Origin of the sequence: Metapseudomonas cellulosilytica (genome assembly GCF_049334135.1) — a bacterium.
GTDB lineage: Bacteria > Pseudomonadota > Gammaproteobacteria > Pseudomonadales > Pseudomonadaceae > Metapseudomonas.
This window is the reverse complement of record NZ_JBHZGN010000009.1, coordinates 185,925-212,384: the sequence shown is the minus strand read 5'-3', so window position 1 is coordinate 212,384 and position 26,460 is coordinate 185,925. Positions and strand designations below refer to the sequence as shown.

Here is a 26,460-nt window from a genome sequence, read left to right as displayed (position 1 = left end):
ACAATGTCCGTAGAGCAAATGTTCCCCGTCATTTTGCTGCTAGGGCTGCTGGTGGTTGCGGTGGCGACCGATCTTGGGCGCCACCGCATCCCGAACCTCCTGGTGTCGACGGGAATAGCGCTGGGCCTGGGAAGCCAGGTCATCTCCGTCGGCTTCAGCGGTCTGACTATGGGCCTGCTGGGGATGCTGACCGGATTCGCCATCTTTCTGCCCCTGTACGTCCTCAAGGGGATGGCGGCGGGCGACGTGAAGCTGATGGCCATGGTCGGCAGTTTCTTCATGTACCAGGACGCCATGTGGATTGCCTTCTACAGCCTGATGGCCGGTGGCGTCTGCGGCATCCTGATTGTGCTGTTCCGTGGACAGCTCCTGCAGACCTTGGCGCGGTACGGGTTGATGCTCAGGGCTCGTGCCTATCTGGCACCCGACGCCGACGAAGTCGCAGGCAAGCCGTTCCCCTATTCGGTCGCAATCTTTCTCGGAACCTTGACCGGCATTTTCTGGCAACCCATCGGGGTGTAGGTCTGGAGGCGAATCATGTATGCCGTGAGCGACAGCAGCACCTATCCCAGCGAACGGGAAGCCGTGCAGCGCCTGGCTCCGCAGCCGCGCAACATTCGCGAGACCGGCCTGGCGGACAACTTCCTCGGTGACCTGGTCTGCAAGCACCTGCATGATGCCGGCGTGCTGGACATGCCTCATCTGGTGCAGCGTCTGGCACTGACTGGCGCCGTGATGGAGGAAGTTCTCGCCTTCCTGCGCAAGGACGGCCGCATCGAGGTATTGGGCCAGGTGGGTGGACAGGCTTTGCGTTATGGACTCACCGAGCGTGGTCGCGCCTCGGCGCGTGATGCCTTGTCGCGCAGCGGCTACATAGGCGCCGCCCCCTTTCCGGTGAGCGCCTACCGCTCACTGCTGAAAGTGCAGACCATCCACCATGGCCGCGTCACCGCCCGCGATATGCATACCGCTTTCCAGGGCGTGGTCCTCACGGAAAGCATGCTGGACCAGTTGGGCGTGGCCATGAATTCCGGGCGCGCCATCATGATTTACGGACCGGCGGGTACCGGCAAGACCTACATCAGCAGTCGCCTGATTCGCCTATTCGCCGAAGCTGTGTGGGTTCCCTATGCGGTTGCCGTCAACGAATCGGTGATCGAGATCTATGACCCCCAGGTCCACCAGCGCCTGGAGGAAGGCGATCAGAACCAACTGCTGCTGGACCAGGGCATCGACAGACGCCTGCTATGCTGCAAACGACCCATAGTGATCACCGGTGGCGAACTCAGCATGGAACAGCTGGACATCCGCTACGATCCTTTCTCCCGCCTCTACCAGGCCCCGCTGCAGCTGAAGGCCAGCAACGGCCTGTTCATCATTGATGATATGGGTCGCCAGCGCATGGCGCCGGCCGAGCTGCTCAACCGCTGGATCGTGCCCATGGAAGAGAAGCGCGATTTCCTAAACCTGGGCGGTGGGCGCCACTGCGAGCTGCCGTTCGACCTGATCCTGGTGTTTTCCACCAACCTCAATCCACTGGAACTGGCCGATGAGGCCTTCCTTCGGCGTATCGGCTACAAGCTGCATTTCAGCTACCTGCAGCCGCAAGAGTATGAGCGCATCTGGCGCCAGGAGATCGAGCGCCTGGGCATCGCCTATGACCCGGTGCTGCTGCGTTATGTGCTGCAAGGCCTCTACGAGGAGCAGGGCATGCCCCTGGTGCCCTGCCACCCCCGCGATCTGCTCGGCATGGCCCGGGACCGCCAGTCCTACCTGGGAGAATCGGGCCCCCTGTCGCCCCGCGACCTTGAGTGGGCCTGGAAGAACTATTTCGTCCAGCTCGATCTGCTTGGATAAGGAGACCCCGACATGAGTGCACGTACTCTCACCCTGGTTGCCCTGTCGCTGATCCTCGGCCTTGGCGCCGCCTGGATGGCCAATAACTGGTTGAGTGCCAAGCTCAACGCCAGCCCGGACGATAATTTGCAGGCGGTTGTGGTGGCCACCGTGGAGATCCCTTTCGGCCAGATGATCGAGGCCCAGCAGGTCACTCTGGTGCGCATGCCGAAGGGCACCGTGCCGGATGATGCCTTCGACGCCACTGACAAGGTAGTGGGCAAGATTGCCACCTTTTCCATGCTGCAAGGCGACATCCTGCGCGAGGCAAGGGTCGCCGAGCACCTTGGCGGCAGTACCCTGGCCTCGCTGATCGAGTCGGACAAGCGCGCCGTGTCGGTGCGGGTGGATGACGTGGTGGGGGTGGGTGGCTTCCTGCTGCCGGGCAACCGGGTCGACGTGCTGGCGACCAAGCAGACAAATAACAGCAATGCCGAGTCCAAGACCATTCTCCAGGACCTGCGGGTGCTCGCCGTGGACCAGACCGCCAGCACCGACAAGACCCAGCCGGTCGTAGTACGCGCCGTCACCCTGGAGATGACCCCGAAGGAAGCGGAAATTCTGGTCAAGGCCATGAGCGAAGGCCGCCTGCAACTGGCGCTGCGCAATCCCCTGGACGACCAAAAGAAATCTGAGCCGAAGGTAGCGGAGGCACCGAAGTCGGTGGCACCTGCACCTGTTCCGGCTGCCCCCAAACCCCTGGTCCGGCGCAGCGTCGGGGTAAGTGGCGGCGTGATCATCATTCGCGGCACCGAAGTGAAACTGGCCAAGGCGCAGCCATAACGCGACCGGCCATCTAGAAGTGGTCGTGCGACAAGGTAATCGACCCGTCATTCAAGGAGAGGGATATGCATAGCATTCGGAAAGTCGGCCCGGTAGCGGTGTTCCTGCTTGCCTGGGCAATGTTGTCGACTCCGCTGATGGCGGCTCAACCGACGGGGATGGAAGCGGCCATGCCGGCGACCAATAACGGCAGCATCCAGGTGCCGATCTACAAGTCGCGACTGCTCACGACGCGGGTACCGGTCAAGCGCATCTCGGTGGGCAACCCGGAAATCGCTGACATCCTGATCACCAGTCCGAGCCAGCTCTACCTGCTGGGCAAGTCCCTGGGCAGTACCAACGTGATGCTCTGGGACAACAGCAACCGGCTGATCGACACCCTGGACCTGGACGTGGTGCACGACCTCAGCGGCCTCAAGGACAAGCTGCACCAGTTGTTCCCCAACGAGCGCATCGAGGTGTTCAGCGCCCAGGGTTCCCTGGTGCTGCGCGGCCACGTCCACAGTGCCGCGGTGATGGATACCGCGATCAAAGTCGCCAAGAGCTACGCCGCCCAGACCGCCAGTGTGGTGCAGGGCGAGGGTGAAGCGGCCAAGGCTGCGCCGACCCAGTCCCTGGAGGTGATCAACCTGCTCACCGTCGGCAGCAGTCAGCAGGTGATGCTGGAGGTCAAGGTGGCGGAGATGCAGCGCAGCCTGCTCAAGACCCTCGATGTACGCTTCAATGCCCTGAATCTGGACGGCAATTGGGCCACGGGGGGGTTCAATAACGGCCGGGGCCTGGGCTTTGACGGCGACGGCTTCGCCAATCCGACCGCGCTGTTCGGCAGTGGCAAGGGCTTTTTCGGCCAGTTCCTTTCGGACAGTTTTCTCTTCAACGTGGTGCTCGAGGCGGCCAAGGACAACGGTTCGGCCAAGGTGCTGGCCGAGCCCACCCTGACCACCCTCAGTGGCCAGCAGGCGGAATTCATTTCCGGTGGCGAGTTCCCGGTGCCCATCACCGAGGACGATGGCATCACCGTCGAATTCAAGGAATTCGGGGTAGGCGTGAAGTTCCTTCCGGTGGTGCTGGATGAAGGACGCATCAACCTGAATCTCAATGTCTCGGTCAGCGAGCTGTCCAACGCCAACTCTCTGGTGCTGGATACCGGCCTGGAGAGCGTGCTGGGTGATGGTGTGACCCAAGTCATTCCTTCGCTCACCAAACGCAGCGCCGAATCTACCGTCGAACTGGGCAACGGCCAGACCATCGCCATCGCCGGTCTGATCAGCGAGAACACCCGCGACTTCGTCAGCCGCTTCCCGGGGTTGGGTGACATTCCGGTACTGGGGCACCTGTTCCGTAGCCAGTCGTTCCAGAACGGGGAAACCGAACTGGTGATCCTGGTCACGCCTCACCTGGCCAAACCTGTCGATGCCAAGGCAGTGCGCCTGCCCACCGAGAAGTTCGTCGAACCCAGCGACCTGGATTTCTATCTGCTCGGCAAGACCAAGGGGCGCGAACCCGGAAGGCCGGTGCCGGTCAGCCTCGGCGTCAGCGAAGGCCGCTTTGGCCACGATCTCAAGTAACCGGAGGCATGACCATGAAACTGATCATACCGTTCTGCCTGATGGCGCTGTCCTGCGGTTGCGTCATGTCCTACGAGGAAGGCCGGGTCGGCACCCTCGGCTACAGCGTCTACCAGACCACCTACCAGCAGATCGCCGACAAGGAGCGGGCGGCCCACCCTGGTACCGAGGCTTCATCCGTCGGTAGGGACGGCCCGGTAACGGAAAAAGCCATGGATACCTATCGAGGTGTGGCCGGCGACGCCAGTCAGGTCGGTCAGCCGATCGAGATCAACATAGACAACTGAGGGTCTGGCCATGACCTCGCGTATCCAACGGTCATTTTCGTCATTTCCGAGGCGCCAGCGGGGAGCGGTCATGGTGCTGGTGGTGTTCGCCCTGGTGGCCATGCTGGCCATGGCGGCGCTGGCGCTGGATGGCGGCCATATGCTGCTGAACAAGACCCGGCTGCAGAATTCGGTGGATGCAGCGGCGCTGAGCGGTGCCAAGACACTCCAGCAGGTGATGGGTTCGGGTAATGCCTCGACATTGTCGAAAGAAGCTGCACTGGCCACCCTGACCCTGAACGCCGCGGCTGCGGGTAATAATGAATTGGCTGCCGCCATGTCTGCCAATGCTGGATTCGCTGTGGTGGAACTGTCGAACAGCGTCTATGGCCCCTTCGCGTTTCCCGGGCCGGCGAATGCGCGTTATGTGCGAGTTTCCGTACCGGACTATCCGTTGACCGGCTTCTTCTGGGGAGTTTTCAACAATATCCTGGGCAACGCCTCACCGCAGAAGGCGGTGGCGGCCGTTGCCACCGCTGGACCCAGCCCGAGCAGTCCATGCGATATCGCACCGCTGATGGTCTGCGGTGACCCCAACGCTTACAACCCTGGTAATGGAGTTTTCTGGGGCTATCGCTTCGGTGACTTGGAGGTGCTGAAAAGCGCCGCAGGCAATGCGCCGGCCATAGGCCCCGGCAATTTCCAATTGATACGCCTGGAAGGTAACGCCGGTGCGGCGGACGTTCGCAAGGCTCTGGCCGGCGGTATCGACCAGTGCAATACCGTGGGGGACGACGTGGATACCGAACCAGGCAACGCAGTTGGCCCGGTATCCGACGGGATCAATACGCGCTTTGGGCAGTACGATGGGACGATGAAGGGTACTTCGGCCTCCTATCCCCCGGATCTGGTCACGAGCTTCAATAACCCGGCGATGACATACAACGACAGCGTTTCGCCGCCAAGGGTCGAGCATCAAGGGCAGCCCGTGCAGTCGAACAACGGCAATCTGTCTACCGCCACGTCCAGCCTGTTGGACTACAACGACTGGGTGGCCAGTGTCGGCAACTGTCCGAGTGGTTGCGAGCCCAATGGCGTCTTCGAGCGGCGGATGCTGAAGATAGTCGTGGGCAATTGCGACGGCGAATCCGGAGGGCAGACGACGGTGCCGGTGCTGGGGTTCGGTTGCTTCTTCCTGCTGCAGACGGTTTCTCAGAAGGGGAATGAGGCACAGATCTTCGGCCAGTTCGTCAAGGAGTGTGACGGGGACAACGTGGCCGGACCGACGCCAGCCAATGATTCCGGGCCGCAGATCATCCAGCTGTACAAGACCTATATCGACAACAACCGGACACCGAGCAGCGACTCGTAGGAGTTGTCATGGGACGTCATGCGCTCAATGGGCTGCGCGCCCAGCGTGGACTGGCGATGGTGGAATTCGCCATCACAGTGCCGCTGCTGCTCCTGCTTCTGTTCGCCATAGGCGAGTTCGGCCGGATGCTGTTCCAGTACAACAGCCTGCTGCAGGCCAACCGCGATGCGTCCCGCTACGTTGCGGGCAAGGCCTGGAACCCGACACTGGGGGCAGTCGAGCTGAGCGATCAATTGAAGGGCGAAGCGAAGAACCTGGCGGTTTATGGCCTGCCCGTTGTGCCTTCTGGAACCCAGCCTCTGGTTTCCGGATTGACCACTGCGGATGTACAGGTCACAGCCGTGGGCACGACCCATGTGCAGGTCAGCACTACCTATACCTTCGTGCCGATCCTGGGCAGTAGTCTCCCGGCGTTTGTCGGCAACGCCATTGCGCTGAATTTCCCCCTCGTCGCTACCACCGTAATGAGGGCCCTGTGATGAATGCGAGACGCATGCGTGGGGTATATGTGGTCGAGTTCGCTATCCTCGGCCTGCTGCTGTTCACCCTGCTGTTCGCCATCCTGGAGTTCGGTCGGCTGTATTTCACCGTAAACGCCCTGAATGAAACCGTGCGGCGGGGAGCCCGGCTGGCGGCGGTGTGTGACATCAGTGATCCGGTCATTCTGCGCCGGGCGATTTACAACGCGGCCACCGATGCGGGCGCAAGCAGTCTGATTGGCGACCTTGAAACCGCCGACCTGACCCTGACCTACATGGACGAAAACGGAGCAGTGGTAGCAAATCCCTCCGACCTGAATGGCCTCAATGGTTTTCGTGCCATCCGCTACGTCCAGCTGCGGGTGGAGAACTTCACCTTCAACCTGATGATCCCCGTACTAGGCGGCACCATCACGCTGCCGGTCTTCAGGTCGATCCTGCCTCGTGAGAGTCTCGGCCGCCATGGGGAGGCGGGCGTAAATCCGGAGATCACGCCATGTTGAACAGCCAGGAAGCCCCCGTTGCCTCGCCCACCAGCCGACAGGGCCTACGCCTGTTGATCAGCAGCCGCGATGCTGCGGCGTTGCGTCATCTGCAGGGCTGCTGCCAGCGCATTCCCGGCTTGACGGTGAACACGCGGCTGGTCACCAACGGGCACACCGACCCCCTTTACGGGCTGGAGCAGGTGCCCGACTTCCTGCTGCTGCGGGTCAGCCATCTGTGGCGGGAAGAGTTGGCCGCCCTGATGCAGCGGCCGGCCCAGGAGCGTCCGCCGCTGCTGGTTTGCGGTCCTTTGAACGAACGGGAAGGCATGCGCCTTGCCATGCAGGCCGGCGCCCGCGATTTCCTGCCGGAACCGGTGGCCGAGGATGAGCTGGTGGCGGCGCTCGGGCGCATGCTGATGGAGTCCCGCGCCAGTACCGCAAACGCCAGCAAACTGATTGCCGTGATGAACGCCAAGGGCGGGTCCGGGGCCACCCTGCTGGCCTGCAACCTGGCCCAGCAGCTCAGCAGCCGGGGGGGCGCCACCCTGCTCCTGGACCTGGACCTGCAGTTCGGCAGCGTGGCCCACTACCTGGATGTGCAGACCACCCACAGTCACCTGGATGTGCTGCAGCAGGTGGACGAACTGGACAGTGTGGCCTTGCGTGGTTTTTGCAGCCATTTCAGCCCGACACTGCATGTGCTGGGCGGACGTTCCAGCGAGCTTTTCCTGTCCCAGGACGTCCGCCTGGAACAGCTGGAGTCCCTGCTGCGTCTGGCACGCAGCACCTACGACTGGACAGTGGTGGATTTGCCGCGGCAAATCGACCATCTCACCGGCATCGCCCTGGAGCAGGCTGACCGGGTGTACATCGTGGTGCAGCAGAGCCTCAGTCACCTGAAGGATGCCACCCGGCTGGTGCGTATCCTGCGCGATGACCTGGGAGTCCAGGGCAGTCGCCTGCAGGTGGTGGTCAACCGTTACAACAAGGCGTCGCCGGTCAGTCTCAAGGACATCGCCGAAGCGCTTCGCTGCGAAGGGTTGCAAAAGCTGCCCAACGATTACGCCGTGGTCACGGAAAGTCAGAACACCGGTGTGCCGCTGGAGCTCCATGCTCCGCGGGCTCCGGTGACCCTGGCCATGCGCGAGCTGAGCCAGGAATTGCTTGGTGCCGAAGAAGCGGGCCAGGGATTGCTCAAACGCGCCTTCGGCCGTCTGTTAGGGAGGTAGATCATGCTCAGCGAATTCCGCAATCGCCTGCGCCAGAATGCCGGCAAGAGCGTTGCCGCCCCGGAAGAGCACGTGGACCCTGCGGCGGACCAGAACCCGCTCATGGCCTGGGAAACCAGTGCGCCGGATACGCCTTATGAGACCAGGACCCAACTCAACCCGGTGGAAGCCGAGTGGCGGGAAAAGGTCTACCAGCAATTGCTCAAGGTCATGGACCTGTCGCTGCTCGATTCCCTCGAGCCGGCCGAGGCGGCACGGCAGATTCGCGACATCTGCCTGCGCCTGCTGGACGAGCACTCGGCACCCGTCAGCAGCAATACCCGGCAACTGATCATCAAGCAGATCACCGATGAGGTACTCGGCCTGGGGCCACTGGAGCCCCTGCTGGCCGATCACAGCGTGTCGGACATCCTGGTCAATGGCCATGCCTCGGTCTATGTCGAGCGCCACGGCAAGCTGCAGCGTACCGATGTGCGCTTTCGTGACGACCAGCACCTGCTGAACATCATCGACCGCATCGTCTCCAGTTTGGGGCGGCGCATCGACGAGTCCTCGCCCCTGGTGGATGCGCGCCTGAAGGATGGCTCGCGGGTCAATGCGATCATCCCGCCGCTGGCCATCGACGGGCCGAGCATGTCGATCCGCCGTTTCGCCGTGGACCTGCTGAACACCGAGAGCCTGATCCAGATGGGCACGCTGACGCCGGCCATCGCCCTGGTGCTCAAGGCCATCGTCCGTGGGCGGATGAACGTGCTGGTGTCCGGCGGTACCGGCACTGGCAAGACCACCATGCTCAACGTGCTGTCCAGCTTCATCCCGCACAACGAGCGCATCGTCACCATCGAAGACTCGGCCGAACTGCAACTGCAGCAGCCCCATGTGGTGCGCCTGGAAACCCGTCCGGCGAACATCGAGGGGCGTGGTGAGGTGAACCAGCGCGAGCTGGTGCGTAACAGCCTGCGCATGCGCCCGGACCGCATCGTCATAGGCGAAGTGCGTGGTGCCGAGGCGCTGGACATGCTGACGGCGATGAACACCGGCCACGATGGTTCGCTCACCACCATCCACGCGAACACGCCGCGCGATGCCCTGGGGCGCATCGAGAACATGGTGTCCATGACCGGTGCCACGTTTCCGATCAAGGCCATGCGCCAGCAGATCGCCTCGGCCATCGACGTGGTGATCCAGTTGGAGCGCCAGGAGGACGGTCGGCGGCGGCTGGTGAGCGTGCAGGAAATCAACGGCATGGAAGGCGAGATCATCACCATGACCGAGATCTTCGGCTTCGAGCGTCGCGGCGTCGGCGAGCATGGCGAGGTACTCGGGGACTTCCGCCCCACGGGTATGGTGCCGGCCTTCCGTGATGTCCTGGCCAAGCGCGGCATCGAACTGCCGCTCAACCTGTTCCGCCCTGAGTGGATGGAGGGGTAGCAAGCATGAGCCAGATTCCTTCCGAGTTCATCCTGGCCTTCCTTGGCATGGTCTTCGTTGCGGTCTTCCTGCTCAGCCAGGGATTGGTGGTGCCGGTATTCGGCGAGGCGAGCAAGGTACGCAAGCGTATCCGCGAACGGCTCGGCCTGCTGGAGCACAGCGCCAACCTGCCGAACATGCAGACAGTGCTGCGGCAGAAGTACCTGAAGCGTCTGTCGCCGCTGGAGTCGGCTCTGGAGCAGATGCCCTTCATGGAAAACCTGGCACAGGTGATCGAACAGGGCGGGCATGACTACCGCGCCTATCGGGTGCTGCTGCTCGGTGTTGTACTGGCACTGGTGACGGGTCTTGGTCTCTGGGTGCTTCTGAAACTATGGTGGGCTGCCCTGATCGTGGCAGCCATAGTGTTCTGGGTACCGATCCTGAAAGTCTCCAGTGATCGCGCCAAGCGTTTCGCCGCCTTCGAGGAGGGCCTGCCAGATGCCCTGGATGCGATGTGCCGTGCGTTGAGGGCCGGGCATCCCTTCAACGAGACCCTGCGCCTGGTGGCGGAAGAGCACAAGGGACCGGTGGCCCACGAGTTCGGCCTGACCTTCGCTGATATCAACTACGGTAACGATGTGCGCCGGGCCATGCTCGGGCTGCTGGAGCGCATGCCGAGCATGACGGTGATGATGCTGGTGACCTCCATCCTGATCCACCGGGAGACCGGCGGTAACCTGACCGAGGTGCTTGAACGCCTCTCCAGCCTGATTCGTGGGCGCTTCCGCTTCCAGCGCAAGGTCAAGACCCTGTCGGCAGAGGGGCGCATGTCGGCATGGGTGCTGGTCGCCGTCCCATTCGTGCTGGCAGCCGCCATCGTAGTCACTTCGCCGACTTACCTGCCCATGCTGATCAAGGAGCCCCTTGGTCAGAAGATGGTAATGGCTGCCTTCGTCGCCATGCTGTTGGGCATCCTCTGGATCCGCAAGATCATCCGAATCCAGGTCTGAGTTCCGCCCGCTGACGGGAGGGGGTGTGTCATGGACTATCTGCTTGCGTTGATCAATGGAGCAGTGGGCAACGAGCAGGTTGGGCGTTTGCTGTTCCTTGGTGCCATTGGTTTGAGCGCGGTACTTGCCGCAGTCACAGTGGGACTGCTGATACTCGGATTGCAGGATCCGGTGCAACGCCGCCTGACTCTGATCAAGCGTGGCCACGGCGATCTCGCCACAGGCCAGCGTCCACCGAGCAATTTGCACCTGCTGCTGGAGGGGGTAGGGCAGCGCATAGCGTCCGGAGACGAAAGCAAGGTTTCCGGCACCCGCACCTTGCTGATGCACGCCGGTTACCGTTCAGCTTCGGCCGTGCAGATGTACTGGGCGATCCGCTTCCTGTTCCCGTTTCTTTTATTGGGGGTGGCTCTGCTTCTGCTGCCGTTGCTGCCGAAACTTTCGATGACCATCGCGTTGCTTATCGCGGTGTTTGCGCTCGGTGTCGGCTGGCTGGCTCCGGCGGTGTTCGTGGAAAAGCGCAAGGAGGCTCGGATTGGTCGCCTACGGGCCGCGTTCCCGGACGCACTGGATCTTATGGTGGTGTGCGTCGAGTCGGGTCTGGCCTTGCCGCAGGCTATCGAGCGGGTGGCTGACGAGATGGCCGTGAGCCAGGCCGAATTGGCCGAGGAGCTGGCGATGGTCAACGTGGAGATCCGCGCGGGCATTCCCAGCACCAAGGCCCTCAAGAATCTTGCGGAACGCACCGGCCTGGAAGACGTGCAGGGGCTGGTCAGTCTGCTCTCGCAAAGCATCCGTTTCGGTACCAGCGTCGCCGACACCTTGCGCATCTACGCCGAAGAGTTTCGTGACCGCCGTACCCAGGCTGCCGAAGAGCAGGCGGCGAAAATCGGCACCAAGCTGGTATTCCCACTAATCTTCTGCCTGTGGCCGAGCTTTTTCCTGGTGGCCATTGGGCCGGTGATCCTTGGGATACTCAAAACCTTCGGGAAGCTTTGACATGAACAGAGTCAGTCTGCTGGTGGCCATGATGGCCGTGCTGTCCGGATGTCAGACAATGGGGCCGGATGCGCCGAGCGGCATGCGCTCGGTCTACAGCGGCGACAATTCCGTGCTCTACCAGGTGCAGAAAGAGGTCAATTCACCCGACCAGGCCATGCTGATGGCAGCTCGCTCCTACCAGGCGGGCGACCTGGACCAGGCGCTGTTCCAATACCTGCGGGCCCTCGAGCTGGACCCGAAGCGCTATGAAGCCCTGGTCTGGGTGGGCCGTATCCACCGTGAGCGGGGTAATAGCCAGTTGGCCGAAATGGCGTTCAACGAGGTTCTGGGCAGCGACCCGAACAACCTGAGTGCCCTGGGCGAAATGGGGCTGCTCAAGCTTAGCGTCCGCGAGTATCAGAAGGCCGAGGAGTTCCTGCTTCGGGCGGTAGGAGAAGACCAGCGGCGGCTTGGCGCCTCTCCGACGGTAAGCTTTGCCGATGCCGCGAAGCTCAAGGTGGACAGCAATTCGCCGGTGCGGGTCTACAACGGTCTGGGGGTGCTGGCGGACCTGAAGGAGAATTTCGCGCTTTCCGAGAGCTACTACCGCCTGGCCATGCAAATCGAGCCCCGCTCGGGTCTGGTGCAGAACAGCCTGGGCTATTCCTACTATCTGGCAGGGCACTGGCCCGAGGCTGAACGCGCCTACAAGCAGGGCATAAGCTATGAGCCGAACTACAAGTCTCTCTGGAGGAACTACGGCCTGCTGCTGGCGCGGATGGCGCGTTACGAAGAGGCCATCTCGGCGTTCGAGCAAGTGGAAGCGCGCGCCGAGGCAAGCAACGACGTAGGCTACATATGCCTGGTGGAAGGCAAGCTGGATGAAGCTGAACAGTTCTTCCGCAGTGCCATCGATCAGTCGCCGGCCCATTACCAGACGGCCTGGGACAACCTCAACCGGGTGCAGCAGATTCGTCGGTTGCGCGGGGTAGGGAGCAATTCGACTGTGAGTGAGCCGGTGGCCGTTGTGCCGGGCCCGGAAGCGCGCCCGGTCGCTATGCCCTGAGACGGGCGGGATGAAGAAAGGGGCAGGCCATCGGCCTGCCCCTTTTTATTTACTTGTTGACCGCGTCGGTCAGCGCCTTGGCCGGAACGAACTTGACCACCTTCTTCGCCGCGATCTCGATGGTCTTGCCGGTCTGGGGGTTGCGACCGGTACGAGCGGGGCGCTCGCCGACCTTCAGCTTGCCGATGCCCGGCAGGGTGATCTCATCACTGTTCTCCAGGGAGTCGCTGACGATCTCGCCGAGTTGATCCAGCATGGCGCGCACGGCGGCCTTGGTGGAATCGGTGGCTTCTGCGATGTCAGAGATCAGCTGGTCTTTGGTGATTGCCATGGTGTAGCTCCATTCAATGAGTGTCTGGCTCGTGGCCTGTCCGGTCACGCCGGCCCTTGCTGAGACAAGCGGCCAGTCTGGAAGTGCGACGGAGGTAGCGGCCGGGGATCGAATCGACAAGGAAGTTAGCACGAATGTGCGAGCCGTCCGGCCGGGTGGCGGGGTTTTTACACCGAAATTGCGCAGCCGTACGGGCCGTTGTTGCGGCGAGTGCGACAGGTTGTCGCCGCATCGGCGTTTGTCGTTGAAGGACTGGCCGAGCTCGCAGGGCTGCGCCCTGCATCGGCTGTGCTTTCGAGGCTGATTCGCAAGTGCTTGTAAGGAAAACGTTTTTAGCGGTTGTAAGTTGGCGAAGAGCCGGTACAATGGCGCGGCTCGTCGATCTGGCGAGCTGCGTGATGGTGGCCCTGCCGGTCCCCCCGCAACGATCAGCCGTGAACCCGGTCAGGCCCGGAAGGGAGCAGCCGCAGCGGTGAAATCGTGTGCCGGGGTGTGGCTGGTGGGGTCACCTCCAATCTCTAAGTCTTTAATTCTAAAAGACTTTTCCTGCCAGAAAATCCAAGAGTGTGACAGCATTCAGGTACACCTGAGCGGTGCGCCATGCGATGCATCGTATCTGTTCGCTCAATATCTTCACTGTTCGGCCCAACTCCAGCTCCTCCCCCTTTCTGGCCGATGACCATTCTCAAGCGACGTTGCTTGTGCGTAGCAATCCGGAAGAGTCGGGGAGTGGCGATATACCCGGGCGTTATCTGTCGTTGTCATCCTGGTGATCCTTGGGGTGGTTCAGGTCGCCAATTTCAGTGGCTACGGATGCCTGGATGACAGTTGACGCCTCTTCGTGACCTAAACTCATATATGGCCTCGCAGGGAGGGTGTGGTCGATATGAGGCAATCGAGATCACGACTATTCACTGCTCTAATTTCTGTCTCGTGTTATGCAGCGAGCGCAGCGGCATACGGTTTGGACTGCAGTCACACATTCGATCTCAAGCTGCGAACAAGCATGTGTGCCTTGGAGTTGGAGAAGGAGTGGAGGCCAAAATTAAAACCTGATGATGCGTGTGCAAAACTTATTGCTGAGGCGAGAAGATTCGTCGCCCAATTTGAAAAGGGAGATATACGGGTTAATGAGGTTTGTACGAAGGACCAGTTGATCGAAGCGGCCGAAAATGCAGCGGCGACGATAGCCAAGGCGCGTGAAAGAGGATGGGCGACCCTTGAGGAGTATTTGAATTATTAGAGCGACTATAAAGGATGGGCAGGTTGGCCCGTAGGGGCTTACGAAATCACCTGGGCGTTTACTTGTGCGGCATATCGTTCACTACGTTCATCTTTCGCTTGTCTTCCTCTGTAATTGATTTCGACAGACTCCCTGGGATGGACCTTCTCGTTGATTCTTTCTCCGGGTTCCTGCTCTGTGCTCGGCAAGGTGCTGCCCACTCTGGCGAGGTCGGCTATGGCGGGGTGCATTGGTGCGCAGACTAAACTGGTAGAGACCCACGCCATGCGGTGAGCAGCCATGCCACCCACCAGTCCTGAAGTCGTCCGCCTGTTCCCGACCTTTGTCTGGCAAAGCCAGCTCGAGCCTGCCTGCTACGAGCCACTCAACCGGGATCTGCTTGCCTATGTCGAAAGGATCATGGGGGAGGGGAGAGGAACCGGCGCAGGCGTCGCCTGGCAGTCCGGGTACGCGCTGCATCGAGAGCCGGAATTGGCGGCGCTGGTCAACCATATCGAGGCAGCCGTGAGCGATGTGCTTGCGTTCATCAAGGTGGTCGACGCCCCGTTCCGCATCACCGGTTGCTGGGCCAATGCACTCGGCCCTGGGGCGGCCCATCCGATGCACAGCCACCCCAACAATTTCCTGAGCGGCGTTTATTACGTGCAGACGCAGGAAGGGGCCGACACGATCAACTTTCATGATCCACGCCCCCAGGCAGCCGTTATTCGCCCGCCAGTTACTGCCTTGATGGCGTACAACACCGACCAGGTCGTGATTACGGTCCGCGACGGTGCTCTGCTGATATTCCCGGCCTGGTTGCCACATTCGGTGTCAGTGAACGCAAGTGACCGACTGCGTGTCAGCGTAAGTTTCAACGTCATGTTTGCGTCGTACGACACGACCATGAGCTCGCCACTATGGGGCGAGGGCTGAAAGTCCCGAAGAGCAACCTTTTCTCATCCGGCGCCTGATCTCTAGCGGTACCGCGCCAGGATCTCGTCGATTTCCCCCGATTCCTTCATCTGCGACAGCGCGAGCAGAATGCGCTGTGCCGGCAGGTCCGGGTCGTTGCGCACCAGGCAGCTCACGGGCTCTTCTTCCAGGGTGGCGACGCCGATCAGCTGATCGGCGTCGGGCAGCTCGCGGTTGAACCAGCCGAGGGCCAGCGCGTTGCTCACGGCATATCGGTAGCGGCCGGCCAGTAGTTTCTGCAGTACCAGATCCTGGTTTCGGGCTTCGTCACGATGGATCGCGCCGTGGTCGATCAGCTGCTGCAGGCGCGGGTAGGTGTAGCCCAGCACCGTGCCGATGCTCTGCCCGGACAGGGCTTCCGGGCTCGCAAGCAGATCTGTGCCATGGCGCGCCACGATCAGGTCGCGCTGCTGGAGGAGGGGCACGCTCCAGAGGTATTCACCGCTATTGGTGATCCATTTCGGGCTGATGTAGCAGCGCACATCGATTTCGCCCTGCCGCAGCGCCAGTTCCACGCGATTGCGTGGCAGGACTTGCACCTGGGCCGGCAGGTCGAGCCGTTGCGACAGGCGTTCGATCAGGTCGTGGACGATACCGCCGACCAGGCGGTTCTCCTTGAATTCGGCGACCGGCATGGCCCAGCTGTCCACTGCGGAGAAGCGCAACGGGGCGGGCGTGGCGCTGGCAAGGGCGCTCCAGCAGAGGAGAACGGCAAGGACAAATGAGCGCATCGGGCTCCCTTGTCTGGGTGGGCGGTGCTCCACAATGCCCGTTGCCGGGCGGATTGAACAGAGCACCGTTCGCATCGGATGCAATTTGCGCATCGCTCCGCTAGCATTAGATCCTTCTGCTCTCCCAGACGCGATGGTTTTCAATGAGTTATCAGGTTCTTGCACGTAAATGGCGTCCGCGCTCGTTCCGCGAAATGGTCGGCCAGACCCATGTGCTGAAAGCCTTGATCAATGCCCTGGATAACCAGCGCCTGCACCATGCCTACCTGTTTACCGGTACCCGCGGTGTCGGCAAGACCACCATCGCGCGTATTCTCGCCAAGTGCCTGAACTGCGAAACCGGCATCAGCTCCACCCCCTGCGGTCAGTGCTCGGTCTGCCGGGAGATCGACGAGGGTCGTTTCGTCGACCTGATCGAAGTGGACGCCGCCAGCCGGACCAAGGTGGAAGATACCCGCGAACTGCTCGACAACGTGCAGTACGCGCCCAGCCGTGGCCGTTACAAGGTCTACCTGATCGACGAAGTGCACATGCTCTCCACGCACTCGTTCAACGCACTGCTGAAGACCCTCGAAGAGCCGCCGCCCCACGTCAAGTTCCTGCTGGCCACCACCGACCCGCAGAAACTGCCCGTCACCATCCTGTCGCGCTGCCTGCAGTTCTCCCTGAAGAACATGCCGCCGGAGCGCGTGGTGGAACACCTGACCCACGTGCTCGGCGCCGAGAATGTGCCTTTCGAGACCGACGCGCTCTGGCTGCTGGGCCGCGCCGCCGACGGTTCCATGCGCGACGCCATGAGCCTCACCGACCAGGCCATCGCCTTCGGTGAAGGCAAGGTATTGGCGGCCGACGTACGCGCCATGCTCGGCACCCTCGACCATGGCCAGGTCTATGGCGTGCTCCATGCGCTGCTGCAGGGCGACGCCCGCGCACTGCTGGAGGCCGTGCGTCAGTTGGCCGAGCAGGGGCCGGACTGGAACGGCGTGCTCTCCGAAATGCTCAACGTGCTGCACCGCGTGGCTATCGCCCAGGTGCTGCCGGATGCGGTCGACAACGGCCAGGGCGACCGCGAGCGCGTGCTGGCGCTGGCCCAGGCGCTGCCCGGTGAAGACGTGCAGTTCTATTACCAGATGGGGCTGATCGGCCGACGCGACCTGCCGTTGGCGCCGGACCCCCGCAGCGGCTTCGAGATGGTGCTGCTGCGGATGCTGGCGTTCCGTCCGGCCGATGCCGAGGGCGCGCCCAAGGTGGTGCTAAAGGATCCGGGGATCAGCCAGGCCACGACTGATCCCCAGAACAAACCAGTGGCCGGGGCCGCTTCGTCGGCTCCGGTTGCCGTTTCCGCTCCGGCGCCCGCTCCCTTGCAGGCACCTGCACCCGCGGTTGCACCTGCGCCTGTGGTCAATCAGCCTGTCGCGGCTCCGGCTCCGGCTCCGGCTCCGGCTCCGGTGGTCGAAGTGCCTGCGCCTGTGGTCGAGGCCGCGGTTGCCACGCCTGTTGTGGAAGAGGTGCCAGAGGCGCCGGTCGCCGAACCGGTGGCCGACCCCGTTCCCGCGCCCGTAGTGGAGGCGCAGCCCGCTCCCGTGGTCGAGGCGCCGGCCGAAGTGGTCGACCTGCCCTGGGAGGAACCTTCCGTCCCGGTAGCAGCGGTGTCCGTCCACGAGCCCCAGCCTGAGCCCGAATCGGCGCCGATTGCCGAACCTGCGCCCGCCAAGGCCGAGCCCGTGGCGCCAGTCCAGCCCGAAGCGGCTGTGGCGGTCGACGAGGCTGGCGATGAGCCGCCACCCGGCGATTACGATGATTACTACGAGGCCGATGCCGGCAGCATCGCCTACCTGGACGACTTCGGTCCTGCCGAAACGCCCGCTGCCGAGCCGGAAGTGCTGCCCGCGGCGCAGCCAGCCACCGGTCTGGCTGCTGAATGGCTGGACCTGTTCCCACGGCTCGGGCTGTCGGGCATGACCGGCAACATCGGCGCCAACTGCACCCTGGTGGCGGTGGAGGGCGACGTCTGGCGCCTGCACCTGGACCCGGCGCAGAGCGCGCTGTTCAATGCCAACCAGCAGCGTCGCCTGAATGACGCGCTGAACCAGTACCACGGGCGAGCCCTGAAGCTCGAAGTGGAAGTGCGCCGCCCCGAGCAGGAAACCCCGGCCCAGGCTGCCGCGCGAAAACGCGCCGCTCGTCAGCGTCTGGCCGAAGAGGCCATTGCCAGCGATCCGCTGGTGCTGAAAATGATCGAACTGTTCGGCGCACAGGTACGCGCTGACACCATTGAACCCCTTGACCGTTGAGGACAATCACCATGATGAAGGGTGGCATGGCAGGCCTGATGAAGCAGGCCCAACAGATGCAGGAAAAGATGCAGAAGATGCAGGAAGAGCTGGCCAATGCCGAAGTCACCGGTCAGTCCGGTGCCGGTCTGGTGAGCGTGGTGATGACCGGTCGCCATGACGTCAAGCGCGTCACCCTGGACGACAGCCTGATGCAGGAAGACAAGGAAATCCTTGAAGACCTGATCGCTGCCGCGGTGAACGACGCCGTACGCAAGATCGAGCAGAACAACCAGGAAAAGATGGCTGGCATGACCGCCGGCATGCAGTTGCCTCCTGGCTTCAAAATGCCGTTCTAAGGCAGCCGCAAGCGCCAAGCCACAAGCTTCAAGTTGGAGTTTGCGGCATGGCGCGATTCCCCGAACCATTTGCAGCTTGCAGCTTGCAGCTTGCAGCTTGCAGCTTGCAGCTTGCAGCTTGCAGCTTTTTTCGAGGTCCCATGAGCTTCAGCCCGCTGATCCGCCAACTGATCGACGCATTGCGCATCCTGCCCGGCGTGGGCCAGAAGACGGCACAGCGTATGGCGCTGCAACTGCTGGAGCGCGACCGCAGTGGCGGCCTGCGCCTGGCGCAGACGCTGACGGCAGCCATGGAGGGGGTGGGGTACTGCAAGCAGTGCCGGACCCTGAGCGAGGAAGAGCTGTGCCCGCAGTGTGCCGATCCGCGCCGCGACGATTCCCTGCTCTGCGTGGTGGAGGGGCCGCTGGATGTGTTCGCCGTGGAGCAGACCGGCTATCGCGGCCGCTTTTTCGTGCTCAAGGGGCACCTGTCGCCCCTGGATGGGCTCGGCCCTGAAGCCATCGGTATTCCGGAGCTGATGGCACGCATCGAGGCGGGCAGCTTCGCCGAGGTGATCCTGGCCACCAACCCCACGGTGGAGGGCGAGGCCACTGCCCACTACATCGCCCAGCTGCTCGCGCCAAAGTCCATCATCGTGTCCCGGATCGCCCACGGCGTGCCCCTGGGCGGCGAGCTGGAGCTGGTGGACGGCGGCACCCTGGCGCACGCCTTGGCGGGGCGTCGCCCGATCGGGCTCTGAGCGGGGTAGGGCACGGCTGATACGGCCTTGCCGATGGCACAAGTCTCGCCTTGAAAACCAAGCAAGCGCTCGGTAAGTTCATTCGATCTTACCGGGGAGCATTGCCATGTCTGCCTACCAGGAATACTTCGACGAGTCCCATCAATTGGTGCGGGACTCGGTGCGCCGCTTTGTCGAGCGGGAAATCCTGCCCCATATCGCCGAGTGGGAGGAGGCCGAAGAGTTTCCCCGCGAGCTTTACCTCAAGGCCGGCGCAGCGGGCATTCTGGGAATCGGCTACCCGGAGGCGTTCGGCGGCAGCCATGAGGGCGACCTGTTCGCCAAGGTCGCTGCCAGCGAGGAGCTGATGCACTGTGGTTCGGGCGGGCTGGTGGCCGGATTGGGTTCCCTGGATATCGGCCTGCCGCCGGTGATCAAGTGGGGGCGCAACGAGCTGCGCGAGCGCATCGTGCCCCAAGTATTGGCCGGCGAGAAGATCATGGCCCTGGCGGTCACCGAGCCCTCCGGCGGTTCGGATGTGGCAAACCTCAAGACCCGTGCGGTTCGCGACGGCGAGTTCTACCGCGTTACCGGCAGCAAGACCTTCATCACCAGCGGCGTGCGGGCCGACTACTACACGGTGGCGGTGCGCACAGGCGGCGAAGGCTTCGGTGGTGTGAGTCTGTTGCTGGTGGAGAAGGGCACCCCGGGCTTCAGCGTCGGTCGCAAGCTGAAGAAGATGGGATGGTGGGCCTCGGATACCGCCGAGCTGTTCTTCGACGACTGCAAGGTGCCGGTGGAGAACCTGATCGGCATGGAGAACATGGGTTTCGCCTGCATCATGGCCAACTTCCAGAACGAGCGCCTGGCTCTGGCCATCATGGCCAACATGACTGCGCAACTGGCACTGGAGGAGTCGCTGAAGTGGGGGCGGGAGCGGGAGGCCTTCGGCAAGCCCATTGTCCGCTTCCAGATTCTCCGCCACCGCCTGGCGGAGATGGCCACTCAGTTGGAGGTCTCGCGTGAGTTCACTTATCGCCAGGCGGCGAAGATGGCGGCGGGCAAGAGCGTGATCAAGGAGATCTCCATGGCGAAGAACTTCGCCACCGATATCGCCGACCGCCTCACCTATGACGCCGTGCAGATCCTTGGCGGCATGGGCTACATGCGCGAAAGCCTGGTGGAGCGTCTCTATCGCGACAACCGCATTCTCTCCATCGGTGGCGGCACGAGGGAGATCATGAACGAGATCATCGCCAAGCAGATGGACCTTTGAAGCGGGCCGGAGCTTCCGAACGGGAGTTCCGATTTTCTCCGGTTCATATATATTGCGATCATCATTTAATTGAGCTGGATGACCCAGGAGAAACCCGATGAGCGATCTGTCCCGCGAAGAAAAACTGCAAGTCTGGCTGGCGGCCGAGGCCGAAATCCGCACCCGGCTGAAGCCCGGCACCATGAGCATCGCGGAGGTGGCGACGCTCAGCCCGATGGAATTCTTCGACGGCATCGGCCGAGGCGAACTGCCTGCACCGCCCATCGGAGAGCTGATGGGCTTCGTGCCGATCGAGTGGTCGAAGGAGCGTTTCATCTTCCAGGGGGTGCCACAGATGCAGCACTACAACCCCATAGGTTCGGTGCACGGCGGTTATGCCGCGACATTGCTGGACTCGGCCATGGGTTGTGCGATCCACACCCACCTGGAGAAAGGCCAGGGCTATACCACCACCGACCTGCGCATCAGCTACATCCGCGCGCTGACCAGCAAGACCGGCCCGGTACGTGCCGAAGGGCGGATCATTCATGTCGGTCGCTCCACCGCGCTGGCCGAGGGGCGCATCTACGATGTGGATGGCAAGCTCTATGCGACCGGCTCCACGACCTGTCTGATTCTCGGGGGCAAGTAGGCGCTGCCTGCAGCCTGACCGGCTTGCGTGTTCTCCGAGCCCTCCGGGTATTGGCATGTCGTGAATCCTGACCCGGGGGGCGGCCCGCCCGGCCAGATCGCTGCTTGGGTGCTGCTAATCTCATTTGAGATCAACGCTCGTGCTCAAGCCGGCTGGTGGTGCCGCCATGAGAATCGTCTTTCTGGTCAATCGGGACATCGAGAGCAACTTCATCCTCAATCTGCTGTTGCCCGAGCTCCATCGGCATACCGTCGGTATTTTCCTTTCCGAGCGGGTTGGCGCGAGCAGCGGGGTGCGGGCGCGGATGCTGGGACAGCTGGCCTTTGTCGAGCAGGACCTGTTCGGCGAACTGGTCTTCCCCCTCATCGAGCTGACCAGTCCTGGCTGCGAGCGATATGCCGGTTTCGGCGAGCTGTCGCGACGCTTCGGTATTCCGCTGCAGGTACTTTCGACCGTGAAAGATCCGGCAGCGCTGCAGCAACTGCACGACATGCGAGCCGACCTGTTCGTCTCGATTCGCTTCGGTCTGATACTGGATGCCAATGTGCTGGGGATTCCGCGGTGCGGCATCCTCAATCTGCACTCGGGCCTGCTGCCTCAATATCGGGGCGTGCTCGCTACCTTCCGGGCCTTGCTGAACGGCGACGATGAAATCGGCTGCACGCTCCACTGGATCGATAGTCCGGGTATCGACAGGGGGGCCGTTATCGACAAGGCGCGCAGACCAGTGGTGAAGGACCGCTCCTTGTTCTGGCACATCCTTTCGCTCTACCCCTTGGGAGCCGACTTGATCTTGAGTGCCATCCGCCGCCTGGAAGATGGAACGCCCGTCGTTGGTGAGCCGCAGGATGCTACGGCTGGCGCCTACTATTCGTTTCCCTCGGACGACGACCTGATGCGGTTCACGGCGCAGGGGTGGCGTCTGTTCGATCGGGGAGACATCTGGGAAGTTCTCGAACCGTACGGATGCAAGCCCGGTGCGACGCTGAAGCGGTAAGTCGCGGAGGGAGTGGCCGGGCGATGCCTGATGTTCGTGCACGCAAAAAGAAGGGGGCACGCTTGTGGCGTGCCCCCATTGCCGTCAGTTGACAGCCAACCGTCGAAGAGAAGAGTGGACGAAGGCGCCCGGTAAGGCGGCCCGTCTGGAGGCAGTGCCTCCGGTGTTGCGGCCGGCGCCCGCCTTGTGAGCGGACGCCGGGTTGAAGCGGTGCCACGCCCGCAGGCGTGGCGGGGCGTCAGCCGATGGTCATCAGGCTGGCATTGCCGCCAGCAGCGGCGGTGTTGACGCTGATGGCGCGCTCGATCAGCAGGCGTTCCAGCGGGATCGCAGTCTCGCCCTGGGAAAGGCCCTGGACACCGATGATCGGCCCCTTGCGGGACGCGACCTGCTGGCAGACGCCGCGCAGTTGGTCGGAGTCGCCGTGGTGCAGGACGGCGTCGAAGGCCACTTCAGTCTGGCTCCAGTCGGCTGCCAGCTGGATGCGCGCCTGCACTGCCTTCGGCAAGGTGCCGCGCAGCTTGCCGGTCAGCTCGCTGGTGGCCCACAGCACGCTGCTGCCGACGGCCAGGGAAGCGGCCAGTTGGGTCAGCAGGTCGGCCTCGTCGTCGGCCAGGCACAGCACGGTCTCGCGGGGCAGCAGCACATAGGTGTTGCGCTCGCCGGTCGGGCCGGGGAGGGTGCGGCTCAGGCCGCTCTGGGACAGTTCGGCGAAGTTGTCGCAGAGGCTGGCCAGGCTTTCCTTGCCGTTCTTCGCGGCCCAGCCCTTGAGGGCTTCCAGCGGCTTGCCCATGCGTTCCTGCAGGGCGGTGCGCTGCTGGCTGTCGGCGATGCTGGTGCCGTCCAGGCGCTGGAAGGTGCGGCTGACGCCGTCGGCCGGGCGGGTGGCCAGCAGGCGATACATGTAGAGCGGGCCGCCGGCTTTCGGACCGGTACCGGACAGGCCTTCGCCACCGAAGGGCTGCACGCCGACCACGGCGCCGACCATGTTGCGGTTGACGTACAGGTTGCCGGCATGGGCCTTGTCCACGACCTTGGCGATGGTCTCGTCGATGCGGGTGTGCACGCCCAGGGTCAGGCCATAGCCGGTGCCGTTGATCTGGTCGAGCAGGGCGTCCATGTCCTCGCGCTTGTAGCGCAGCAGGTGCAGCACTGGGCCGAAGATCTCGCGCTCCAGGTCCGCCAGGCTGTCCAGTTCGATCAGGGTCGGCATCACGAAGGTGCCGCGCTGCATCACGTCACCCTCGGTGCGGGCGATCTGGAACACGCTGCGGCCTTTGCTGCGCATGGCCTGGACGTGTTTGTCGATGTTGCCCTTGGCTTCGGCGTCGATCACCGGGCCGATGTCCACGTTCAGGTGCTCGGGGTTGCCGATGCGGCACTCGGCCATGGCGCCCTTGAGCATTTCCACCACGCGGTCGGCCACGTCTTCCTGCACGCACAGGACGCGCAGGGCGGAGCAGCGCTGGCCGGCGCTGTCGAAGGCGGAAGCGATCACGTCAGTCACCACCTGCTCGGCGAGGGCGGAGGAGTCGACGATCATGGCGTTCTGGCCGCCGGTTTCGGCGATCAGCGGGATCGGGCGGCCCTGGGCGTCCAGGCGGCCGGCGACGTTGCGGGCGAGGATGCCGGCGACTTCGGTGGAGCCGGTGAACATCACGCCTTTCACGCGCTCGTCGCTCACCAGGGCGGCGCCCACGGTGTGACCGAGGCCCGGCAGCAGCTGCACCACGCCTTCCGGCACGCCGGCCTGGAGCAGGATGCGCACGGCCTGGGCGGCAATCAGCGGGGTCTGTTCGGCCGGCTTGGCCAGCACGGTGTTGCCGGCAGCCAGGGCGGCGGCCACCTGTCCGGCGAAGATCGCCAGCGGGAAGTTCCACGGGCTGATGCAGACCACCGGACCCAACGGGCGGTGGCTGTCGTTGGCGAAGTCGTGGCGCGCCTGGGCGGCGTAGTAGCGCAGGAAGTCCACGGCTTCGCGCACTTCGGCGATGGCGTTGGCGAAGGTCTTGCCGGCCTCGCGGACGAGGATGCCCATCAGCGGCTGCATCTCGGCTTCCATCAGGTCGGCGGCGCGATCCAGGGCGGCGGCGCGCTCAACCGGCGGGGTGGACTGCCAGATCGGTGCGGCGGTGATGGAGGCCAGCACGGCATTGCCGACGTCGACCGTGGTGGCGTTCTGCACGTGGCCGACCACGTCGCGATGGTCAGCAGGGTTCAGCACCGGCTCGACCGGGCCTTCGCTTGCCGGGCAGCCGAGCATCGGCTGGGCGCGCCAGTCGGCATGGCCGGAGCTCAGCAGGGCGCTGGACAGGGAGGCCAGGCGGTGTTCGTTGGCCATGTCGATGCCGCTGGAGTTGACGCGAGCTTCGCCGTACAGGGCCTTGGGCTGCGGGATGCGCGGATGCGGCAGGCCCAGGGTGCCCTCGACGCTGGCCATGGCTTCGGCACTGGCCACCGGGTCTTCCACCAGTTCCTTGATGGAGATGCTGTGGTCGGCGATGCGGTTGACGAAGCTGGTGTTGGCGCCGTTTTCCAGCAGGCGGCGCACCAGGTAGGCCAGCAGGGTTTCATGGGTGCCGACCGGTGCGTAGATGCGGCACGGGCGGTTCAGCTTGCCGTCGGCGACCTTGCCCACCACTTGCTCGTACAGGGGTTCCCCCATGCCGTGCAGGCACTGGAATTCGTACTGGCCCGGGTAGTAGTTCTGGCCGGCGATCTGGTAGATGGCCGACAGGGTGTGGGCGTTGTGGGTGGCGAACTGCGGGTAGATCGCGTCTGGCACGCCCAGCAGCTTGCGCGCGCAGGCGATGTAGGAAATGTCGGTGTAGACCTTGCGGCTGTAGACCGGGAAGCCTTCCAGGCCGTCGACCTGGGCGCGCTTGATCTCGCTGTCCCAGTAGGCGCCCTTCACCAGGCGGATCATCAGGCGATGGTTGCTGCGGCGGGCAAGGTCGATCACGTAGTCGATCACGTACGGGCAGCGCTTCTGATAGGCCTGGATGACGAAGCCGACACCGTTCCAGCCTTTCAGGGATGGCTCGAAGCAGAGGCGCTCGAGCATGTCGAGGGAGATTTCCAGGCGGTCGGCTTCCTCGGCGTCGATGTTCAGGCCGATGTCGTACTGCTTGGCCAGCAGGGTCAGCGACAGCAGGCGCGGGTACAGCTCACCCATCATGCGCTCGTACTGGGCGCGGCTGTAGCGCGGGTGCAAGGCGGAAAGCTTGATGGAGATGCCCGGGCCTTCATAGATGCCGCGGCCGTGGGAGGCCTTGCCGATGGCATGGATGGCCTGCTCGTAGGAGGCGTAGTAGCGCTGGGCGTCTTCCTCGGTCAGCGCGGCTTCGCCGAGCATGTCGTAGGAGTAGCGGAAGCCCTTGGCTTCGAAATTGGTGGCGTTGGCCAGGGCTTCGGCGATGGTTTCGCCGGTGACGAACTGCTCGCCCATCAGGCGCATGGCCATGTCCACGCCCTTGCGGATCAGCGGCTCGCCGCTCTTGCCGATGATGCGGTTGAGCGAGCTGGAGAGGCCGGATTCGTTGTGGGTGGAGACCAGTTTGCCGGTGATCAGCAGGCCCCAGGACGCGGCGTTGACGAACATCGACGGGCTCTGGCCCAGGTGCTGCTGCCAGTTGCCGGTGCTGATCTTGTCGCGGATCAGGGCGTCACGGGTGCCTTTGTCCGGGATGCGCAGCAGGGCTTCGGCCAGGCACATCAGCGCCACGCCTTCCTGGGAGGACAGGGAGAACTCCTGCAGCAGGCCCTGGACGATACCGGCGCGGCCGCCGGCGCTCTTCTGGTTGCGCAGCTTCTCGGCGATGCCGTAGGCCAGCTTGTAGGCGGCGTCGGACATCTCGGCGGGCAGGCGGGCCTGCTCCAGCAGCATGGGCACGGCTTCCTGCTCGGGGCGGCGATAGGCGGCGGTGATGGCCGCGCGCAGCACGGATTGCGGCAGGATGCTTTCGGCGAATTCGAGGAACGGCTGGTGGATGGATTCGGGCAGTGCTTCGAGCGCGTCGTGGTCACCTTCGGCCAGGCGCTGGGCGATGCCCTGGAGTTCCGGCAGGGTCATGCCGCTTTCCAGTGCTTCGAGGTAGCTGAAGATCGCTTGCTTGATCAGCCAGTGCGGGGTGCGCTCGATTCTGCGCGCAGCTTCCTTGAGGCGATCGCGGGTTGCTTCGTCCAGTTTCACGCCAAGGGTGGTGCTCGTAGCCATTTCTTGTCCTCTTATCAGCCGTGGTCCCACGGCGTTAGCGGCGCAAAGAGTAGCGATGTCCTACAAGGGGTGCAACCGGGTGCAACCAAAGGTTTTGGATCTGACGAACTTCTCCGGATGAAAGGTCGAGGTTGCGCTCGTGCTTGGTTGCGCCTGGTTGCCGCGATGGCCTGGAATTTCAG

At 63.2% G+C, this 26,460-nt stretch carries 24 protein-coding genes and 1 other RNA gene; 22 read left to right on the top strand and 3 right to left on the bottom strand.

Going from position 1 to position 26,460, the window contains the following annotated elements; all coding sequences use genetic code 11:
- The first annotated feature begins 3 nt into the window (after positions 1–3).
- The 13 genes from ACFW0H_RS14050 to ACFW0H_RS13990 all read left to right on the top strand — a co-directional run bounded on the left by ACFW0H_RS14050 (position 4) and on the right by ACFW0H_RS13990 (position 12,548).
- Entirely contained in the window at positions 4–522 is a 519-nt protein-coding gene (locus ACFW0H_RS14050; protein ID WP_422914497.1) for an A24 family peptidase, read from the top strand.
- A 15-nt stretch (positions 523–537) separates the two neighbouring features.
- Entirely contained in the window at positions 538–1,857 is a 1,320-nt protein-coding gene (locus tag ACFW0H_RS14045; RefSeq protein ID WP_422914496.1) for a P-loop NTPase family protein, read from the top strand.
- Positions 1,858–1,869: 12 nt separating this feature from the next.
- The gene (cpaB, locus tag ACFW0H_RS14040) at positions 1,870–2,679 is read left to right on the top strand and encodes a Flp pilus assembly protein CpaB (protein WP_422914495.1); all 810 of its coding nucleotides are present in this window, start codon (positions 1,870–1,872) and stop codon (positions 2,677–2,679) included.
- 65 nt (positions 2,680–2,744) lie between these two features.
- Complete coding sequence (locus ACFW0H_RS14035) at positions 2,745–4,247, top strand: type II and III secretion system protein family protein (RefSeq protein ID WP_422914494.1); 1,503 nt, start codon at positions 2,745–2,747, stop codon at positions 4,245–4,247.
- A 14-nt stretch (positions 4,248–4,261) separates the two neighbouring features.
- Complete coding sequence (locus ACFW0H_RS14030; RefSeq protein ID WP_422914493.1) at positions 4,262–4,534, top strand: hypothetical protein; 273 nt, start codon at positions 4,262–4,264, stop codon at positions 4,532–4,534.
- Positions 4,535–4,604: 70 nt separating this feature from the next.
- Positions 4,605–5,885, top strand: a complete 1,281-nt coding sequence (locus ACFW0H_RS14025; RefSeq protein ID WP_422914492.1) for a Tad domain-containing protein — start codon at positions 4,605–4,607, stop codon at positions 5,883–5,885.
- A gap of 8 nt (positions 5,886–5,893) precedes the next feature.
- Complete coding sequence (locus tag ACFW0H_RS14020; protein ID WP_422914491.1) at positions 5,894–6,364, top strand: TadE/TadG family type IV pilus assembly protein; 471 nt, start codon at positions 5,894–5,896, stop codon at positions 6,362–6,364.
- On the top strand, positions 6,364–6,867 hold the full coding sequence (locus ACFW0H_RS14015; protein ID WP_422914490.1) for a TadE/TadG family type IV pilus assembly protein: 504 nt from the start codon (positions 6,364–6,366) through the stop codon (positions 6,865–6,867). Before ACFW0H_RS14020 ends, ACFW0H_RS14015 begins: the two co-directional genes overlap by 1 nt.
- Positions 6,861–8,078 (top strand): AAA family ATPase, encoded by a 1,218-nt coding sequence (locus ACFW0H_RS14010; RefSeq protein WP_422914489.1) that lies wholly within the window; start codon positions 6,861–6,863, stop codon positions 8,076–8,078. The genes ACFW0H_RS14015 and ACFW0H_RS14010 overlap by 7 nt, the downstream gene beginning before the upstream one ends.
- 3 nt (positions 8,079–8,081) lie before the next feature.
- Complete coding sequence (locus ACFW0H_RS14005) at positions 8,082–9,509, top strand: CpaF family protein (RefSeq protein WP_422914488.1); 1,428 nt, start codon at positions 8,082–8,084, stop codon at positions 9,507–9,509.
- Positions 9,510–9,514: 5 nt separating this feature from the next.
- Complete coding sequence (locus tag ACFW0H_RS14000) at positions 9,515–10,501, top strand: type II secretion system F family protein (protein WP_422914487.1); 987 nt, start codon at positions 9,515–9,517, stop codon at positions 10,499–10,501.
- Between the two features lie 30 nt (positions 10,502–10,531).
- Positions 10,532–11,500: a type II secretion system F family protein gene (locus tag ACFW0H_RS13995; protein ID WP_422914486.1), complete on the top strand. Its 969-nt coding sequence runs from the start codon at positions 10,532–10,534 to the stop codon at positions 11,498–11,500.
- Between the two features lies 1 nt (position 11,501).
- The gene (locus ACFW0H_RS13990) at positions 11,502–12,548 is read left to right on the top strand and encodes a tetratricopeptide repeat protein (protein ID WP_422914485.1); all 1,047 of its coding nucleotides are present in this window, start codon (positions 11,502–11,504) and stop codon (positions 12,546–12,548) included.
- Positions 12,549–12,597: 49 nt separating this feature from the next.
- On the opposite strand, the gene ACFW0H_RS13985 is transcribed toward ACFW0H_RS13990, so the two are convergent.
- Entirely contained in the window at positions 12,598–12,897 is a 300-nt protein-coding gene (locus ACFW0H_RS13985) for an HU family DNA-binding protein (protein ID WP_422914517.1), read from the bottom strand.
- Positions 12,898–13,287: 390 nt separating this feature from the next.
- Here ACFW0H_RS13985 and ffs point away from each other — a divergent pair.
- The 3 genes from ffs to ACFW0H_RS13970 all read left to right on the top strand — a co-directional run bounded on the left by ffs (position 13,288) and on the right by ACFW0H_RS13970 (position 15,037).
- Positions 13,288–13,384, top strand: an RNA gene (ffs, locus tag ACFW0H_RS13980) — signal recognition particle sRNA small type.
- A gap of 510 nt (positions 13,385–13,894) precedes the next feature.
- Positions 13,895–14,122 carry a hypothetical protein gene (locus ACFW0H_RS13975; protein WP_422914484.1) on the top strand — a complete coding sequence of 76 codons (228 nt, stop codon included), beginning with the start codon at positions 13,895–13,897 and terminating at the stop codon, positions 14,120–14,122.
- 279 nt (positions 14,123–14,401) lie between these two features.
- Entirely contained in the window at positions 14,402–15,037 is a 636-nt protein-coding gene (locus ACFW0H_RS13970; RefSeq protein ID WP_422914483.1) for a 2OG-Fe(II) oxygenase family protein, read from the top strand.
- A gap of 41 nt (positions 15,038–15,078) precedes the next feature.
- Here ACFW0H_RS13970 and ACFW0H_RS13965 read toward each other — a convergent pair whose 3' ends face one another.
- Entirely contained in the window at positions 15,079–15,807 is a 729-nt protein-coding gene (locus ACFW0H_RS13965) for a substrate-binding periplasmic protein (protein WP_422914482.1), read from the bottom strand.
- A gap of 143 nt (positions 15,808–15,950) precedes the next feature.
- On the opposite strand from ACFW0H_RS13965, the gene dnaX reads away from it, so the two are divergent.
- From dnaX to ACFW0H_RS13935, 6 genes are all read left to right on the top strand, one after another.
- Positions 15,951–18,101: a DNA polymerase III subunit gamma/tau gene (dnaX, locus tag ACFW0H_RS13960; RefSeq protein WP_422914481.1), complete on the top strand. Its 2,151-nt coding sequence runs from the start codon at positions 15,951–15,953 to the stop codon at positions 18,099–18,101.
- 11 nt (positions 18,102–18,112) lie between these two features.
- Positions 18,113–18,439, top strand: coding sequence for a YbaB/EbfC family nucleoid-associated protein (locus tag ACFW0H_RS13955; RefSeq protein ID WP_215373041.1), 327 nt, complete (start codon positions 18,113–18,115; stop codon positions 18,437–18,439).
- A 140-nt stretch (positions 18,440–18,579) separates the two neighbouring features.
- Positions 18,580–19,179, top strand: a complete 600-nt coding sequence (gene recR, locus ACFW0H_RS13950; RefSeq protein WP_422914480.1) for a recombination mediator RecR — start codon at positions 18,580–18,582, stop codon at positions 19,177–19,179.
- Between the two features lie 106 nt (positions 19,180–19,285).
- Positions 19,286–20,434 carry an acyl-CoA dehydrogenase family protein gene (locus ACFW0H_RS13945; RefSeq protein WP_422914479.1) on the top strand — a complete coding sequence of 383 codons (1,149 nt, stop codon included), beginning with the start codon at positions 19,286–19,288 and terminating at the stop codon, positions 20,432–20,434.
- A 97-nt stretch (positions 20,435–20,531) separates the two neighbouring features.
- A complete protein-coding gene (locus tag ACFW0H_RS13940; RefSeq protein WP_422914478.1) occupies positions 20,532–21,065 on the top strand; it encodes a PaaI family thioesterase in 534 nt (177 codons plus the stop codon).
- Positions 21,066–21,231: 166 nt separating this feature from the next.
- The gene (locus ACFW0H_RS13935; RefSeq protein ID WP_422914477.1) at positions 21,232–22,062 is read left to right on the top strand and encodes a formyl transferase; all 831 of its coding nucleotides are present in this window, start codon (positions 21,232–21,234) and stop codon (positions 22,060–22,062) included.
- A gap of 238 nt (positions 22,063–22,300) precedes the next feature.
- Here ACFW0H_RS13935 and putA read toward each other — a convergent pair whose 3' ends face one another.
- Entirely contained in the window at positions 22,301–26,278 is a 3,978-nt protein-coding gene (putA, locus tag ACFW0H_RS13930; protein WP_422914476.1) for a trifunctional transcriptional regulator/proline dehydrogenase/L-glutamate gamma-semialdehyde dehydrogenase, read from the bottom strand.
- Positions 26,279–26,460 lie beyond the last annotated feature (182 nt).